The organism is Myxococcus sp. SDU36, assembly GCF_030168875.1.
GTDB lineage: Bacteria > Myxococcota > Myxococcia > Myxococcales > Myxococcaceae > Myxococcus > Myxococcus vastator.
The window spans coordinates 5771284-5787430 of sequence record NZ_CP077414.1 but is presented as its reverse complement, the minus strand read 5'-3'; the positions used below and the strand labels follow the sequence as shown (position 1 = coordinate 5787430).

Below are 16147 nucleotides of genomic sequence, written 5' to 3'. Positions count from 1 at the left end.
TCAGTAGCGCTCGAAGACGAAGTTGAACGTCTCCTGCTCCGTCGGCCCGAAGGTGAGCCGGAGGAAGCGGTCGCCGCCGGGGGCGGTGAACTTCAGCGTGTGGGTGATGGCGGGCAGGCAGACGGGCCGGGCGGGCTCCAGCGCGGAGGCGACGGCGTCCTCGCCTTCCGTCATGTCATGCACCGTCACCGGGATGGGGCGGTCGAGGTACAGGACGACGGGCTCGTCCCGGCTCTCTCCCGAAACGACCTCCGTGTAGCCCAGGAAGGAAGTGCCGCTGGCGGGGAGCGTCAGGGCGTAGAACTCGTGGGAGGCATCCGTCGCGGGGTAGATGGTGGGGGAGGCGCTCGCGGTGACGGGCACCGGGCTCTCCAGCAGCGCGTGGGCGCAGGCGTGCTCGGTGGTGCCGTCGCGCCGGCCGGTGGTGAAGTCCAGCCGTCCATCACCGAGCCCCGCATGGGACGTGTCCACCGCGTGGCCTTCCGCGCTCCGCAGTCCGCCGAGCTCCAGGGTGTACGCCGTCTCCTCCTCGAGCGGGGGCAGGTCGGATTCAGGCCGGGGGATGTCGACCAGCAGCATCAGGCCGTACTCCAGCCAGGTGCCCGTCAGGGTGCGAGGCGCATTGGCCGGAGTCGTCCGGTCGACGAGCGTGACCTCCGCCGCCGTGGTGTCCATGGGCGTGTCGAAGACGAGCGTGACGCGCTTGCGCGCCGCGGTGGTCATCGCGTCCGTCTTGAACAGCTCCACGGGCAGCACGTTGGTCTCTCCCTCCGAGGGAGTGGAGCCGATGACCGCGGGGCCCTGGACCGAACCGGCGTCGGGCTGCGTGCCCGCGTCGGGCTGGGTGCCGGCGTCGGGCTGGGTGCCCGCGTCTGGCATCGGATTGGGCGGCGTGGGGTCGTCGTTGTCACAGCCGGCCAGGGCCAGCAGGGCGCACGTGGCGAGCAGGGTGGTGGTGGCGGCGGTTCGCATCGGAGGGCCTTGGTGGGGTGGTGCGAGGAGGAGATCCGGGGCGCCCCCGTGGTGAGCGGAGCGCCCCGGTGGAGGGGCCGAGGTGAGGCCCAGGTCACCCAGTGGGTGACGGGCTAGCAGTTGAAGATGGCGGGGTTGGTGTCGTCGCAGTCGAAGCGCTGGGTGACGTAGCCCGCGGGCGCCTCACACGCGAAGCGGTAGAGCGGGCTGTTCGCGCCGTAGCCATCTCCGTCCGCGTCCCGGTAGTAGCGGCCGCGGTTGTCATACAGGTACTCGGGCACGATGCCGACCGAGGTGGTGGGCGCGCTGATGTTGATTTCATAGGTGTGGCCGACCGTCAGGTCGAACACCCGCGCGTGGTGCAGCGCGCAGGTGCCCTCGGTGATGCCGTCGGTGCTGACCAGCGCGTTCAGCGTGACGTTGGGCGTGACGCTCGTGTCCACCGCGGTGATGGAGACGTTCTGCGTGGCGTAGAACGCTACGGACTCCACGGTGGAGCCCGCCGAGGTCTTGGCCACGGGGATGTACGTCACCGTGCCCGCGCCGCCGCCGGACAGCGTCACCGTGTAGTGCTTGTGCTGGGTGCTGATGTTGGGCGCGCCGCTGGTGCCGTTCACATTCACGTTGTCGCCAGGGTTGGACGCGTGGGCGCACGCATGCGTCGTCATGGCCGTGTTGTCCACGCTGGTGCAGGTGGCCTCCAGGGGCTGCTCCTGCTCCGACGTGAAGTCCTGTCCCGAGTCGTCCATGGGGCCGCAGGCGGCCAGTGACAGGCCGAGGAATGCACTGAAAAGGGTCCGCTGGGTCAGCTTCATGATGAGGCTTCCTTTCGTGAGCCGGGCCCAAAGCCGCGAGCACCGGTAGTCGCCACTCATGACGCATTAGCAACTTGGTTGCAATAACGCGGAAGGTCGGTTCGTCCCGGAAGCCTAATCCAGGTGCTCGATGACCATGTGGAGCTCGGGCAGCGACGTGGGGCCGAGCCGGAGCGTGTACTGGACGCGGTCCGTCAGCTCGTAGCCAACCATGTGCTTCAGCCCGTCGCAGAAGCCGCCGGTGGCCTGGGCGCCGGCCTGGGGCACGGTGGTGCTGATGGCCGTCTCGGTGAGGGTGACGGGCACGTCCGGGCTGCTCAGGTAGACGACGAAGTTGCCGGTGGCGAAGGCCTTGTAGCTGAACGTCCCCACGTACTGGCCGTTCTCCGGGAGGAGCTTCACCGTGTAGTAGGTGTGGAAGTCATCCACGCGGGGGTGCCGGGCGGTGGTGGCGTTGACGGTGACGAAGGGGCCGTTCGTCACGTGCCAGCACGCGTGCTCGCCGTCGTCGCCGAAGTCGAAGCCCTCGCTGGGGACGTAGTCCGGGTCCGGCACGCAGGCCAGGCCATCCTCGGCGGCCAGGTAGCCCTTGTTGCAGTGGCACCAGTCACCGGTGGGCTCCCGGTGGATGTGGCCGTTGGGCTCGCAGGGGTCGCCTTGTTGGACGGGGGGCGGCTCTTCGTCACCGCCACAGGCGACGGCCGCCGCGGCACACGCGGCCAGGAAGAGGACTCGGAGGGTCGGGCGCATGAGGTGCTTCCTATATGCTTCCTGGATTCAAATGCAACTCAAGTACATGTGTTGCTCGGGCGCGAACGCGCGAAGGCCCACGGCGGGAGGAGGAAGCTCCCGCCGTGGGCCAGGAGGCCGCGCTGCTGTCCGTCAGTGGTGACCCGCCTCCTCGATGATGAGGGTGAAGGCGGCGTTGGTGGGGAGGATGGAGCGGAACTCCAGGTAGTACTCGGTGTCGGCCTCGAGGTCCGCGACGAAGGCCCTCTTCAGGCTGGAGCAGACCTCGGTGGGGACGGTGTAGCGGCACTCGCGGGCGACCTCGGTGCCGGTGGCGGCCTCGAAGATGCGCAGGCCGCGGTTGCGCGACAGCATGAAGGCGAACTCACCCGACTCGTCCGGGAGGAACGAGACGCGCCCGGCGTAGTTCCACGGCGAGCGCTGCGGCAGGGTGACCTGGTAGGCGGTGTGGGCCTGGCTGACGTCCACGAGGACGGGCGCGCCCAGGGCGGCGGCGGTGACGGGCTCGAAGGGGCCGTACTCGGCGTGGTAGCACGCGTGCTCGACGACGTGCTCCAACTCCTCGGGCTCCTCGCAGGCGGGGAGGGCGTTGAACAGGGCCTCCTCGCTGCTCTCCAGGGCGGCTTCCTCGGGGGCCACGGGGGCCTCCTCGTCGACGGGGGTGCCGCAGCCGGCGAGCAGGACGGCCACGCTGGTGGCGAGCAGGGACTGCTTGAAGGGGAATTGCAGCTTCATGGTGATTGCTCCTTGGAGGGGTACTGCGGGGTGACAGGTGTGGGCGTTCAGGGGGTGGCGGGGCGCAGGACGAGCCACGCGGCCACGACCTCGCCCGAGGCCCGGCGCTCGGGGGGGAGCTGCATGTGCGTGGTGCCCTCGCCGAGCTGCAGGTCGGCGGTGCGGCGGAAGGACTCCTGGAAGGAGTCGCCGTCCGGGAAGGTGATGCGCGCGACGCAGCCCGCCGCGAAGCACTGAGGTGGCTCGGCCTGGACGGGCAGCACGTCGGCCTCCACCTGGGCGTGCCACTTCGCCAGCGCCGCCCGGGCTTGCTCCGTCCAGGGCTCGTGGCTCACACCGGACGCCCTCAGCTCCGCCAGCACCGCGTCCCGGCGGGCCTCGGGCGCGGCGTAGGTGCCGCGCAGGGCCTTCACCAGCGGCAGGCGCGAGGCGGGAGGCGCGCGCCGGGAGCGCGAGGCGGGCGCCAAGGTGGGGTCGTCGCTGGGGCGCACGTCCGGCAGCGCCTGGGGGACCGGGCCGGCGCTCCGGCGCGCGACGGCGATTGGGCGCGGCGCGGGGGCCGGGGCGAGCGGAGCGGCGGCCTCGGGCTCAGGAGCCCGCCGTGGAAGCTCCACCGGCCGGTGAGGCCAGGAGGCGGCGGCGCAGGCCAGCGCCAGTCCCGTGAATCCCATGCTCCAGATGATTCGGCTCACGATGACGCGCCCTCCTTCGTGGCAGGACAAAGCTCCGCCGTCCCCGCCAGGTCCCCATTCCAGGAACGCTCGCGATAATCTGCCATCTGGATTCATATGCAATCAAGTTGCATTTAATGAAAGGAGGCGTGGCGTTGTGTGTCACGCGGACGGCGAGTCACGCCGCGACAGGGGTCTCCGAGGACCCTGTATTTCTCGTGTTTCGGGAAAGTGGGTTGCCGGTCAGGGACTTCATCCACTAGGACGGTTGCCCTCTCACGCCGAGGTCACTCCATGGGAATGCCGTCCTTGTTGCTGCGCGTGGTGGTGCTGGTCGTCCTGACTGTTCCGACGCTGGCCCAGGCGGGCTCGTATCTGCGCGTCGTCAGTTGGAACCTGCGTCACGAGGGATGGACCGCGGAGCAGACGTATCGCGAGGACGCGGAGCAGATATGGCGGCAGTACGGCGCGAACAGCAATTCGAACAACGGCTGTGACGTGGTGTTCCTGCAGGAGGTGATGAACGCCAGCGTGGTTCCGGCCATCGTGGCGGAGCTCAACGCGGTCTCCGGCGTGACGTGGCGGTATGCGCAGACGCCGCTCATCGGGCGCTCGTCGTACAAGGAAATCTACGCGGTGCTGTACCGGGAGGACACGGTGTCGCTGCTGGCCTCCAGCGTGTACGGCGACACGGGGGACGTGTTCGAGCGCGAGCCGCAAATCGTCCGCGTGCGGCACAAGCCCACGAGCGCCGACTACACGTTCATCAACTGGCACACCGTCTGGGGCAACGCCGCGGACCGCGACGCCGAGGTGAAGCGCATCGGCGAGGTGTTCAAGTCGGTGCAGGACGCCAGCCGCACCGACCAGGACGTCATCCTGGTGGGGGACCACAACATGGCGTGCACGGCGTCGTCGTGGGCGAACCTGGTGGCGCTGTCTCCCACGGTGACCTGCAGGCTGAACGTGGCCACCACCATCAACCTCAGTGGCAGCTACGTGAATGCCTATGACCACTTCTGGATGCAGCCGACCTACGTGACGGAGTTCTCCTCGGCGGGGCGCGACTACATCGGCGATACGCGGGATTTCGTCACCCGCCTGTCGGACCACGCGCCCATCTATCTGACGCTGTATTCCACCAGCGATACGGACTGAGACGCTTGAAACACCGCGCATGGGGTGTGGGGGGCGCCGCGCTGGTGTTGGCGGCGCTCGTGATGTGGCGGCTGTGGCCCGCGGATGTCGCCGCGCCGGTGGCGCCTCCCCGCGCACCCGCTGAGCGCATGGAAGCCGCGACCCCGGTGAAGCCGCCGCCGCCCGTGGCGCTGGAGCCCCCTCCTCCCGAGGGGCTGCGTCTGCGCGTGGTGCTGCGAGGGGATGTGCCCTTCCAGGGAGAGGCCCGCGTGGGCGTGGCCTCCATCACCGACGCGGACCGGCACCTGTGGGAAGTGGCGAAGCGCGAGGGGCGCGAGGGCGCTGGGCCTGAACGACTGGAGGAGCTGGCCAACGTGTCGGAGTGGCGGCCCGTGGAGGTGACGCCGTCGCCGGCGGGTGGGGTGCTGGGGCCGGTGCTCGTGCCAGTGGCGCCGCTCTACCGCGTGGTGGCCTGGGCAGCGGATGGAACGTTCTGGCTGGGAGACGTGGTGCCCGAGGAGGGGGCCGCCACCGGCGTCGTGGAGGCCGTCCTGTCTGCCCGGGCGCCCACCGGTGTGCGGGTGCGGCTCGCGGGAGTGCGACCCGCGCATGGCCCGTTCTCACTGCGTGTGGTGCGTGGCGTGTCCCGGGACGCTCGCGACGCGGCGCGCGCGAGCGAGCTGTTGCCCGTGATTCGGCATGTCGCGCCGGACCTCGCCGCCGCGCTCGCGGACGGAGTGGCGCTTCCGCTTCCCGTGGGGAAGCCGCTGGAGCTGCTGCCCTTGCCCACGGACCCGGAGGTGGGGTTGGTGCTCCGGAGCGCGGCGGGGCGGGAGAGCGGGTGGGTGGAGGTGCCGCTGCGCGAGGGGCGGTTGGAGTCGGTGGTGTTGGACGTGGACGCGCTCTTCCCCGAGGGCGTGGGGGAAACGGTGACGCTGCGGGGGAAGCTGGAGCTGGAAGGAACGTTCCGTCCACCGGAGGGCGCGAGGTTGTTGGGGCCGGAGGACGTGGAGGTTCCGCTCGCGCGGGATGGGCGTTTTGTGGTGACGGGGTTGCCGTCCTGGCAACCGTCCCGCTTCCGCGTCGAGGTGGCGTCGCCGGTCTCCGGACGTCCGGTGGCCGCGACGGAGCAGTCTTTCGACTTCAGCCCCGAGCCGGGGGTGCGCGATGCCGAGGCGACGTGGCGCGTGAAGGCCTACCGGTGGCTCGTGCTGCGCATGGATGGCGCGATGCGGGCACAGCTAGAGGCGCGGAGCCAGAAGCCCTATCCCGTGTTCGTCCTCCAGCGGTGGCGCCACGAGACGCAGTGGGCGCTGGCCTCCGCCGGCGCCTTCATCCAGGAGGAGGATGGGATGGCCGTGTCCATCCTGGAGCCGGGGCGCTACCGGGTGCTGGTGTCCTTCTCCGTTCACGAGGTCTACAGCAGCACCGCCGCGGACGTGGGCGAGGACCGGGTGGATGCCGCCGTCACCTTCCAGGTGGACGTGGAGGGGAAGGACTGCGAGGTGCTCGTCACGGACGGGCGCAAGCCGGTGTTCGGCGCGCGGGTCACCGTCTCCAGCGACGTGGGCTCACTGCCTCCCGCGTGGGGCCTCACGGATGCGCGGGGCCGTTGGCGGTTGGGGCGCGTGAGGCCGTTCGGCCTTCACCTGGAGGTGGAGGCGGAGGGCCATGCGCCTTGGACTGGGGAGGTCGCGGAGGAATGCCGAAGAGCGGGCGAGGTGCGCGTTCAGCTCTAGGGAAGGCTCCGCTCGCGGCGCTGGCCACGAGCAGGACCTGGGCCGCGCACGTCAGGCCGCGTTGGCCGTGATGGCGATCAGCTCCGCGCGCGTGCGCCTGGGCGCCGCGGCGGGCTCCAGCGCATCGGTCACCGGGGCGTCCGCCTCGCCCTCCTCGGCGGCCGCATCCGGCGCGCGATTCTTGCCGCCCAGGGCCTCCACCCAGCCCTCCAGCAGGTCCATCAGCGCGCTGCGCTGCTCGCCTTCCAGCGGCATCAGCAGCCGCGCCATGCGCTCCTGGACCACCGAGTCGGCCTGCTCCGCCAGCGCGCGTCCCTGCTCCGTGAGCCGCACCCGCACACGGCGCCGGTCATGCCGCACGGAGCGCTCGCGCTGGACGAGCTGCGCGGCCTCCAGCCTGTCCAGCAGCCGGCTCAGCCGCGGCGGGGCGATGCCACCCAGCCGCTCCGCGAGGATGTTGACGGGAAGCAGGCTCTCCGCCTTCAGCCACCAGATGGCCTGGACCTCCATCGAGTCCAGCTCGGTATGAGGGAGGGCCCCCAGGGGGCTGCCCAGCGCACCGCAGCGCGCTACGTCGATGAGCAGGTTCTTCAACCGCGCCACCTGCACCCGCACTTCCGCCGAGAGCTCGGACATCCTGGTCGTCTCCGTCTCTCGGGCGTCATCGTCCCACCGGCCAGGGGAGCCCGATGACCGCCCGTCTCCATGGGGGAAAAGCCCCCGACGGGGTCATCAACGGCCCGGCGCGGAAGGCATATCGGACCCACGGAGGGAAATGAGCGGGGTGCGTCAGGCGCCGCTGGCCTTCTTGCGCTGGGCCTTCGCCTTGCTGTGAGCCTTGTCGAAGCCCTCGTAGAAGCGCACGGCCTGCTCGCCCACCACCTGGATGTGCTGGTTGTTGAAGTAGGCGGTGACGGGCGCGGCCACCAGCGGCATGGCCCGCCCCAGCGTCCGCAAGCCGCCCTTCTCCAGCAGCATGGCGGCCAGCTTCCCCAGCACCTTGGGACCCGCGCGGGGCAGCGGGCCCAGGCCATTGGCGTGGCCGAACAAATCCAGCATCTCCCCGCGCGCCCGCGCCGTCTTGAGGTTCACCTTGTAGAGGGTGGCAACGTCCGTGAGCAGGATGATTTGCAGGTACGCCATGAAGAGCAGGTCCGCCGGCAACGCCACCAGCCCGAACACCCCGCTCACCCCGCCCACCATGCTGGCGAGGTTCTTCTTCTCGTCCACGATGCGCTGGGCCAGCTCCCGCGGCGACGCCTGCGGGTAGCGCTTCTCCAGGGTGGCGATGCGCACGCGCGAGCGCGCCACCTCCTGCAGGACGATGTCCGACAGCCGCGCCGAGCCGAGCTTCTTCAGCTCCGCCGGAGTCATCTTCTTCATGAAGGCCAGCCGCTCGGCCACGCTGTCGTAGATGCCCATCCCTCAATAACCCCGCTCGGACAGGTAGAGGTCCACCAGCGCGCCTTCTTCGTACCAGGCGTGCCGCATCTCCACGTTGAACCAGCGCGAGTCCGGCTTCGGCCCGCGCACTTCCAGCTTCACCTGATTGGGAGAGGTGTCGATGACGGCCGCGCGCGCCTTGCACGCAGAGCCCGGCTCCTCGCCGTAGCCGCCTTCGAGGCAGATTTCATCCCCCACCGAGAGCCGGCGGGTGTACTCGGTGGCCAGGTAGAGGGCGTCATCACACGAGCCCCGCGGGGACGAGGCGCCCAGCGCTTCACACCGGTTCTGCGGCGGCGCCTTCACGACGGGGATGACTCCGTAGAGCGGGTCGTCGTTGTTCGGATCCGGACGAAAGGCTCCCGTGCCCGTACAACCTGTCAGCACCAGCGAGAGCGCGCCAGCGCTCACCCACGACCGCCTCATCGTATCGACTCCTTCGGGGCCCATGACCCCACCCTCTAAGAAAGGGGGGAGCATGGCAAAAGGCGTTCGATGGGGCAAAGCAGCCAGCGGTCAGTGGCGCCGTCAGGCCGAGCGACGCTGCGGGCCCGGAATCTCCGTCGTCTGCCCGGGTACCACGCGGTTGTCCTTGTCCACGAACACCACGGTGGGCTTCCAGGTCGCCACCTCGGCCTCCTCCACTTCCGCGAAGGTGGCCAGGATGACCAGGTCGCCCGGCTTGTTCAGGTGCGCCGCCGCGCCGTTGATGCAGATGACGCCGCTGCCGGCCTCACCTTCCAGCGCGTAGGTCTCCAGGCGCGTGCCCTGGGTGATGTTCCAGACCGCGACCTTCTCGTTCTCCACGATGTCGGCGGCGCGAAGCAGGTCGCGGTCGATGGTGACGGACCCTTCGTAATCCAGGTCAGCCTGGGTGACGGTCGCGCGGTGGATTTTCGACTTGAAGAGGATGCGGCGCATGTGGGTCTGGACCTTGGAAAAAGCGGCAAGGACGCCCCACCGTAACGTCTGAGGCGTCCTGGGACAACCCTGCGTTCAGCTCCCCTGCCCGCAGTGCAGGCAGGCGTCACTTAACGAAATTGACGAGCTGATTGAGGCTCAGGGGGACGCTCTGGGATTCCGAGGTGAGCTTGCCGTCCAGGCGGACCTGCGCATTTCCGCCCGAGCGCAGGGCCAGCGCCGCGTTCGCCGCGCGCGCGAAGTTGATGGTGAGGGGCAGGGTGACCTGCTTCGTCCCGCTGCCGTCCAGCTTGCCCAGGTTGCCGGTGGACAGCGTGCCCACATCCGCGCCCGCCACCTTCAGCGCGCCGGTGATGCCGGCCACCGGCAGCGGGAAGCTGTTGCGGTTGGTGATGGACAACGGGAACTCCACGGTGGCGCCGGACAGGGTGATGTTCTTGATGCGCGGCGCCTGGAAGGACACCTGCGGAACCTTGGGGACCTCGAAGGTGCCTTCCTTCGCCAGCGGGAAGCTCAGCACGCCCACGGGCGTCTTCACGCCCAGCGTGCCCTGCGCCTTGAAGGCAGCCTTGTCCTTCTTGAGGAAGGTCTCCAGCACGGGGGCGATGTCCGCGAACTTCACGTTGGCGGGGAAGACGAGCTCGCTCTTGCCGTTGGCCTTGAGCGCCAGCCCCGAGCGCGGCTTGCCGGCCACCACCTGCTTGCCCTCCACGAAGAAGGCGTAGTCCACCTCGGCCAGGTTCAACCCGAAGCCGTTGGGGTTGTTCATCTCGTAGACCAGGTTGATGGTGGCGTCGGACAGGGACGCATCCGCGAGCCGGGCTGTCTTGAAGGAGAGGGTGGGCTTCTTGAAAGCCCCCTTCAGCAGGTTCTGGAGGGCGGCGCAGCCACTGAGCGTGGTGAGTCCAAGGACGGCCAGGACGAGGAGGGCGCGTTTCATGGTGGGCATGGGCGTATCACCGGACGCCCCTTCTCCGCGCGGATTCAATGCAATGCCGTGGGAGGTGGTATGTGGGAAGCCTCCCGTACCCAGATGGAGGCACCCTTGTCCGGGGTCCGTGCACACATCTCCTCCCATCTTCCACCCTGGCGCGCCTGGCTGGCCCTGGGATTGCTGGCCGCGGCATCGGTGTCTTGCTCCAAGAGCAGCCAGGACTCCGCGGAGCGGCGGACGCTGTCGCTGAAGCCCTGCCGGTTGGAGGGGCTGGCCACGCAGGCCCAGTGCGGAACCTACGAGGTCTTCGAGGACCGGGCCGCTCGCACGGGCCGCAAGATTCCCCTGCGCGTGGTGGTGGTGCCGGCGCTGGCGGCGCAGCCGCGGCCGGATCCGCTGGTGTTGCTGGCGGGTGGACCGGGCCAGGCGGCGTCGCGTTCGACGCAGGTGCTGATGGCGGTGGAGCGCATCCGCCGCAAGCGCGACATCGTGCTGGTGGACCAGCGGGGCACGGGGGACTCGAACCCGCTGAACTGCAAGACGGACACGCCGGAAGAGGGCCTGTCCTCGCGGCTGGAGGAGCGCGGCGCGGCGGAGGAGGTGCGCAAGTGCCGCGAGGGCTGGGACGCGGACGTGCGCCACTACACCACGCCCGTCGCCATGGACGACCTGGACGAGGTCCGCGAGGCGCTGGGCTACGAGCAGCTCAACCTCTGGGGCGTGTCCTACGGCACGCGCGCGGCGCTCGTGTACATGCGGCAGCACCCGGAGCGCGTGCGGACCGCCATCCTGGACGGCGTGGCGCCCATGGGGCTGTACCTGCCGCTCTACGCACCCCGCGACGCGCAGCAGGCGCTGGACCGCCTGCTGGCGAACTGCGAGGCGGACGCCGCGTGCGCCAAGGCGTATCCGGACCTGCGGCCCAGGACGGAGGCGTTGCTGACGACGCTGGAGACCACGCCCTCGCGCACCCAGGTGGCGCACCCGCGCACCGGCGTGCTGGAGGAGGTCGTCCTGTCGCGCCGCGCCTTCCTGTCGCAGCTCTTCGTGCAGCTCTACAGCCCGGAGATGTCCTCCCTGGTGCCGCTGATGCTGGACCGGGCCACGCAGGGAGACTGGTCCCCCTTCGTCGCGCTCAGCGTGGGCCTGACGGAGAACCTGGGCCGCACGGTGAGCCAGGGCCTCTACTTCGCCGTCGTGTGCGCGGAGGACGCGCCCTTCTACGACGAGGCGGCGGTGGCTCGCGAGTCGCAGGGCACCTGGTTCGGTCCGAGCATGGGCCGGGAAGTGCTCTCCGTCTGCGCGGACTGGCCTCGCGCGGCCCTGCCCCAGGGCTACCGCGAGCCGGTGGTGTCGTCGGTGCCCACGCTGCTCTTGTCGGGCGAGCTGGACCCGGTGACGCCGCCCGCGTGGGCCGAGGAGGCGAAGCGCACGCTCTCCAACAGCCTGCACGTGGTGGTGCCCGGCGTGGGCCACAACACGATGGGCGTGGACTGCGCGCGCACGCTGATGGTGGACCTGCTGAACCAGGGGAGCGTGGAGGGGCTGTCGTCCACGTGTGGCGCCAGGCTCACCCGTCCCCCCTTCTTCACCTCCTTCGCCGGCCCGGTGCCGTGAGGACGCGCGCGCCATGATTGAAGCCAGGAACCTGCACAAGCGCTTTGGCAAGAAGGTGACGGCCGTGGAGGACGTGTCCTTCACGGCGGAGGACGGCGTCATCACCGGTCTGCTGGGCCCCAACGGCGCGGGCAAGACGACGACGATGCGCATGCTCTACACGCTGGTGCGGCCGGACCGCGGCACCGCGCTGGTGGATGGCGTGGACGTGGTGCAGCGGCCCCAGGAGGCCCGGCGGGCGCTGGGGGTGTTGCCGGACGCGCGCGGCCTCTATCCGCGCCTCACCGCCCGCGAGCACGCGCGCTACTACGGCGAGCTGCACGGCCTGTCCGGCGCCGCGCTGGACAAGCGCGTGGACGAACTGCTGGACCTGCTGGACATGCGGGACATCGCGGACCGCCGCACGGAGGGCTTCAGCCAGGGCCAGCGCGTGAAGGTGGCCCTGGCGCGGGCGCTGGTGCACGGGCCTCGCAACGTGCTCCTGGACGAGCCCACCAACGGGCTGGACGTCATGAGCACGCGCTCGGTGCGCACGCTGCTGCGGCGGCTGAAGGATGAGGGCCGGTGCGTGGTGTTCTCCAGCCACGTCATGCAGGAGGTGGCCGCGCTGTGTGACCGCATCGTGGTGGTGGCGCACGGGCGGGTGGTGGCGGACGGGACGCCGGAGGCGCTGCGCGCGAGCACCGGCAAGGACAGCCTGGAGGAGGCCTTCGTGGCCACCATCGGCACGGACCAGGGGTTGATGCAATGAGCGGGCTGGCCTTCTCCGTCTTCCGCAAGGAGCTGAAGGACCACCTGCGAGACAGGCGCTCGGTGCTCACCTCGTTGATGTGGCCGTTGATTGGCCCCGTCGTGTTCATGGTGATGTTCAACCTGCTGGCCTCCTGGTACCGGCAGGACCGGCCGCTGGCGCTGCCGGTGGTGGGGCGGGAGCACGCCCCCAGCCTGATGGCCTTCCTGGAGCGCTACGGCGCGCAGTTGGAAGAGGCGCCGGAGGACTACGAGTCGCGCATCCGGGCGGGCTCGCTGGACGCGGTGCTGATAGTGCCGGACGACTACGCCGAAGCGTACTCCGCCGGGCGCACCGCCGAGGTGCAGCTCGTGGTGGACAGCTCGCGCCAGTCCGCGCGCCAGTCGGTGCTGCGCGCGCGGCGGCTGCTGGAGGCGTACGCCCAGCTCCTGGGCACGCAGCGCCTGTATGCACGGGGCGTCGCGCCGGAGCTGGCCATCCCCGTGCGGGTGCAGGAGGCGGACCTGTCCACGCCGGAGCGCACCGCGGCGGGCCTGCTCAACATGGTGCCGCTCTTCCTGGTCATCGCCGCCTTCGCGGGCGGCATGCAGGTGGCCAGCGACGCCATGGCGGGTGAGCGCGAGCGCGGCTCGCTGGAGCCCCTGCTGCTCAACCCGGCGCCCCGGAGCGCGGTGGTCACGGGCAAGTGGCTGGCCACCGTCGTCATGGCCGTCGCGGCGGTGCTGATAACGCTGGTGGGCTACATGCTGGTGGTGCGGCGCGTGCCCTTGGAGGACCTGGGTGTGAAGGCCCGCTTCGACGCGCCCGCCGCCCTGGGCATGGCCGCCGCCGTGCTGCCGCTGGCGCTGGCCGCCTCCGCCGTGCAGGTGTGGGTGTCCACCTATGCACGCTCCTTCAAGGAAGCGCAGACGTACCTGTCCCTGCTGATGGTGGTGCCGATGATGCCGGGCATGGTGCTGGCCCTGTCTCCGCTCCAGCCGAAGCTGTGGATGTTCGCGGTGCCGGTGCTGGGCCAGGAGGTGCTCGCGGGCGAGGTGATGCGGGGTGAGCCGCTGGGCGCGCTGCCGTTCCTCATCGCTGGCGCGTCCAGCATCCTGCTGACGGTGCTGGCGCTGGTGGTCACCGCCCGGCTGTTGTCCCAGGAGCGCATCGTCTTCGGCCGGGGCTGACGAGGGTCCCCAGCGCGCCGACGTTGCGTTACGCTCCACACAACCTCTCAGGTGTCACTGTCGGCGGGTGGCACTTGGGCGGCGGCCTGACATGACAGCCACGCGCCTTTGCCTTCCAATGGGGCCAGATGAAGCCAGAGCGAGACGCCTTGTTCCCTCCCGCGCCAGCCTCCGTGGCCACCGCCGGGGGGGAGCCCCGATTCGGTACCTACCAGGGTGAGCTGCCCGAAGTGGACCTGCCGCGCCTGCGGGGGCTGTGGGCCCCGGGCCGCGCCACGCGGCTGCTGAAGCGCAAGCGCTGGCACTACACCTTCGCGGCCACGCCCGAGGTCGCCGCGCTCTTCGCGGTGGTGGACCTGGGCTACACGTCGAGCGCCTTCGCGGTGGCCTTGGACTTGCGCGAGCGCAAGCCGCTGTGTGACGTGAGCTTCCTGGGCGCGCCCGGCCCCATGGTGGAGCTGGGCGACAAGCCGGGGCAGGGCCTCAAGGCCTCCTTCCGCACGCTGGGCGGACGGCTGTCGGTGCAGCGCGGCCAGGACGACGAGCGCTACCGGGTGGCGGTGGACGTCAGCCGGCTGCGCACCGGGAGCCTCCAGTCCTTCCAGTGGGAGGGCGACCTGATGGTGGCCGGCGGCCCGCCCGCGCTCACGGTGGTGGCGCCGGTGGAGGGTGACGGGCTGGTGAACGTCACCATGAAGAGCAACGGCCTGCTCGCCTTTGGCAGCCTGGAGGCGGGCGGGAAGCGCTTCCGGCTGGACGGAGGCGTGGGCGGCATGGACTACACGCAGGGCTACCTGGCGCGGCACACCGCGTGGCGCTGGGCCTTCGCGGCGGGGCGGCTGGCGGACGGCACGCCGGTGGGCATCAACCTCGTGGAGGGCTTCAACGAGGGCAACGCGGACGCCAATGAGAATGCGCTGTGGCTGGGGGACAAGCTGTACCCGCTGGCGCGCGCCCGCTTCGAATACGACGCGAAGGACCTGATGGCGCCGTGGCGGCTGGTGACGGTGGATGGCGCGGTGGACCTGCGCTTCCAGCCCCTTCATGTGCACCGCGAGGACCGGAACCTGCGCCTCGTCGTGAGCCACTTCGCGCAGCCGGTGGGCTTCTTCAACGGCACGGTGCGCGTGGGGAGCCGCGCGCTGGAGCTGTCCAACGTCCCCGGCGTCACCGAGGACCAGGACATGCTCTGGTGAGGCGTCTGCTTCAGGGCGGCGGGGCGGCGTGGACGAGCTCGGACGTGAGCTGCCCCTCGGGGAGGGCGCGTCCGGTCCACTCCAGGGCGCCGCTTTCGGCGGCCCGCGCCTCCTCGGTGGTGGCGCCCGTGGTGAGCGTCAGGGCTCGCGGTCCGGCGGAGGGCGTCCGGCGCAGCACCAGCTCCACGGGGGCTGAGGGCACCTCGGCGGGCCGGTAGACGTCGAGCACTGCCTCCGCCGGGCCACCCGGCCGCAGCACGTCGCGCACGGTGTCGTGGAGCCGGTCTTCCGTGGCGAGCCCTCGCTTCGACGCGAAGGTGCCCTTGAGCGTGCGCGAACCCTGTCGGCCCTCGTAGCGGTACACCGTCCCGGGAGCGGCGCGCGGGGGCTCCCGTTCGCGGCGGAGCGTCACCTGGAGCGTGAGACGTCCGCCTTCCGCATGCGCATGGCGCTGCTCCGTCAGCCGCCCCGCTTCATCCGTGACGGTGGTGAGGGTGCGGTCCTCCGCGCGCGGGCCATTCGCGGCGCCTGGCAGCAGCAGGCTGGTGGAGACCTCCGTGCGTCGCGAACCGCCCTCCAGGCTTCGCTCGGTGCGCCAGTCGAAGCCCGCGAGCTGGCCATCCAGCTTCAGCGCGCGGAGCGCCTTCGTGCGCGCGGGCGCCCGGGCGGGGCCGGGCACCTTGAGCGTGGCGGCCAGGCCGGTGGTGACGCGGTGGAAGGTTCGCGCGTAGCCGGGCTCGTCATGGGCGCACAGCAAGGGCAGCTCCGGGCTCGCGCTCACCATCAGCTTGAGCCGTCCCGCGCTCACGTTGTCCCGGGGGGCGACCACCTCGTAGTCCACGTCCACGAACATCACCGGTGCGTCCGCGACGATGGAGACGTCCGTGGGCGTCATGCTCCGGACGGTGACGCCCTGGTGGCCTTGCACCGCCTTCGCCACCGCGAGCACCGCGCCCGCCGCGTCGATGGGGCGCTCGTACACGAAGCAGCTCAACGCGGCCTCGGTGCCCAGGGGAATCTCCAGGCGCGTGGAGCCCTCGTGCCGCGTCAGGCGAGGCGCGGCGGTGGCTTCCACCTCGGCGGTGAAGATGCCTTCGGCGGAGCGCACGCGCTGCTGGGGCAGCGGTGCCAGCTCCCGAGCGAAGGGGCCTGTCGGCGCGGGTGCCAACGGAGGTGCCTTCGAGGTAGGCGCCGGCTCGGGCACGGGCTGCTCCGGCCGGACCGTCGTCACGGACGGTCCGGCGCAGGCGGAGGAGAAACACAGCAGGAGCGCGAGACGCCGCATGACGAAGCCTGG

17 protein-coding genes are annotated in these 16147 nt (G+C 70.5%); 6 read left to right on the top strand and 11 right to left on the bottom strand.

The window, feature by feature from the left end; all coding sequences use genetic code 11:
* The 5 genes from KGD87_RS23275 to KGD87_RS23255 all read right to left on the bottom strand — a co-directional run bounded on the left by KGD87_RS23275 (nucleotide 1) and on the right by KGD87_RS23255 (nucleotide 3964).
* Nucleotides 1-972, bottom strand: coding sequence for an Ig-like domain-containing domain (locus KGD87_RS23275; protein WP_284662655.1), 972 nt, complete (start codon nucleotides 970-972; stop codon nucleotides 1-3).
* 113 nt (nucleotides 973-1085) lie between these two features.
* A complete protein-coding gene (locus tag KGD87_RS23270; protein ID WP_284662654.1) occupies nucleotides 1086-1787 on the bottom strand; it encodes a hypothetical protein in 702 nt (233 codons plus the stop codon).
* Nucleotides 1788-1901: 114 nt separating this feature from the next.
* A complete protein-coding gene (locus tag KGD87_RS23265) occupies nucleotides 1902-2537 on the bottom strand; it encodes a hypothetical protein (protein WP_284662653.1) in 636 nt (211 codons plus the stop codon).
* A 132-nt stretch (nucleotides 2538-2669) separates the two neighbouring features.
* Entirely contained in the window at nucleotides 2670-3272 is a 603-nt protein-coding gene (locus KGD87_RS23260; RefSeq protein WP_284662652.1) for a hypothetical protein, read from the bottom strand.
* Nucleotides 3273-3319: 47 nt separating this feature from the next.
* On the bottom strand, nucleotides 3320-3964 hold the full coding sequence (locus KGD87_RS23255; RefSeq protein ID WP_284662650.1) for a hypothetical protein: 645 nt from the start codon (nucleotides 3962-3964) through the stop codon (nucleotides 3320-3322).
* A gap of 273 nt (nucleotides 3965-4237) precedes the next feature.
* Here KGD87_RS23255 and KGD87_RS23250 point away from each other — a divergent pair, with 273 nt between their 5' ends.
* Nucleotides 4238-5101, top strand: a complete 864-nt coding sequence (locus KGD87_RS23250) for an exonuclease/endonuclease/phosphatase family protein (protein WP_284662649.1) — start codon at nucleotides 4238-4240, stop codon at nucleotides 5099-5101.
* 5 nt (nucleotides 5102-5106) lie between these two features.
* Nucleotides 5107-6819 carry a carboxypeptidase regulatory-like domain-containing protein gene (locus tag KGD87_RS23245; RefSeq protein WP_284662647.1) on the top strand — a complete coding sequence of 571 codons (1713 nt, stop codon included), beginning with the start codon at nucleotides 5107-5109 and terminating at the stop codon, nucleotides 6817-6819.
* Nucleotides 6820-6870: 51 nt separating this feature from the next.
* Here the strand turns inward: KGD87_RS23245 and KGD87_RS23240 are convergent, their stop codons facing one another.
* From KGD87_RS23240 to KGD87_RS23220, 5 genes are all read right to left on the bottom strand, one after another.
* On the bottom strand, nucleotides 6871-7455 hold the full coding sequence (locus KGD87_RS23240) for a winged helix DNA-binding protein (RefSeq protein ID WP_284662645.1): 585 nt from the start codon (nucleotides 7453-7455) through the stop codon (nucleotides 6871-6873).
* A gap of 153 nt (nucleotides 7456-7608) precedes the next feature.
* Nucleotides 7609-8241: an EcsC family protein gene (locus KGD87_RS23235; protein WP_284662644.1), complete on the bottom strand. Its 633-nt coding sequence runs from the start codon at nucleotides 8239-8241 to the stop codon at nucleotides 7609-7611.
* A gap of 3 nt (nucleotides 8242-8244) precedes the next feature.
* Nucleotides 8245-8688 carry a hypothetical protein gene (locus tag KGD87_RS23230; protein ID WP_284662642.1) on the bottom strand — a complete coding sequence of 148 codons (444 nt, stop codon included), beginning with the start codon at nucleotides 8686-8688 and terminating at the stop codon, nucleotides 8245-8247.
* A gap of 102 nt (nucleotides 8689-8790) precedes the next feature.
* Nucleotides 8791-9183 (bottom strand): aspartate 1-decarboxylase, encoded by a 393-nt coding sequence (panD, locus tag KGD87_RS23225; protein WP_163781340.1) that lies wholly within the window; start codon nucleotides 9181-9183, stop codon nucleotides 8791-8793.
* A 106-nt stretch (nucleotides 9184-9289) separates the two neighbouring features.
* The gene (locus tag KGD87_RS23220; RefSeq protein ID WP_284662640.1) at nucleotides 9290-10132 is read right to left on the bottom strand and encodes an LEA/WHy family protein; all 843 of its coding nucleotides are present in this window, start codon (nucleotides 10130-10132) and stop codon (nucleotides 9290-9292) included.
* Between the two features lie 84 nt (nucleotides 10133-10216).
* Between KGD87_RS23220 and KGD87_RS23215 the strand changes: the two genes are divergently transcribed.
* From KGD87_RS23215 to KGD87_RS23200, 4 genes are all read left to right on the top strand, one after another.
* The gene (locus KGD87_RS23215; protein ID WP_284662638.1) at nucleotides 10217-11734 is read left to right on the top strand and encodes an alpha/beta hydrolase; all 1518 of its coding nucleotides are present in this window, start codon (nucleotides 10217-10219) and stop codon (nucleotides 11732-11734) included.
* A 13-nt stretch (nucleotides 11735-11747) separates the two neighbouring features.
* Complete coding sequence (locus KGD87_RS23210) at nucleotides 11748-12485, top strand: ABC transporter ATP-binding protein (protein WP_163781336.1); 738 nt, start codon at nucleotides 11748-11750, stop codon at nucleotides 12483-12485.
* Nucleotides 12482-13654 (top strand): ABC transporter permease, encoded by a 1173-nt coding sequence (locus KGD87_RS23205; protein ID WP_284662636.1) that lies wholly within the window; start codon nucleotides 12482-12484, stop codon nucleotides 13652-13654. The genes KGD87_RS23210 and KGD87_RS23205 overlap by 4 nt, the downstream gene beginning before the upstream one ends.
* A 128-nt stretch (nucleotides 13655-13782) precedes the next feature.
* Nucleotides 13783-14850 (top strand): DUF2804 domain-containing protein, encoded by a 1068-nt coding sequence (locus tag KGD87_RS23200; protein WP_284662634.1) that lies wholly within the window; start codon nucleotides 13783-13785, stop codon nucleotides 14848-14850.
* A gap of 10 nt (nucleotides 14851-14860) precedes the next feature.
* Here the strand turns inward: KGD87_RS23200 and KGD87_RS23195 are convergent, their stop codons facing one another.
* On the bottom strand, nucleotides 14861-16135 hold the full coding sequence (locus KGD87_RS23195) for a hypothetical protein (protein ID WP_284662632.1): 1275 nt from the start codon (nucleotides 16133-16135) through the stop codon (nucleotides 14861-14863).
* Nucleotides 16136-16147 lie beyond the last annotated feature (12 nt).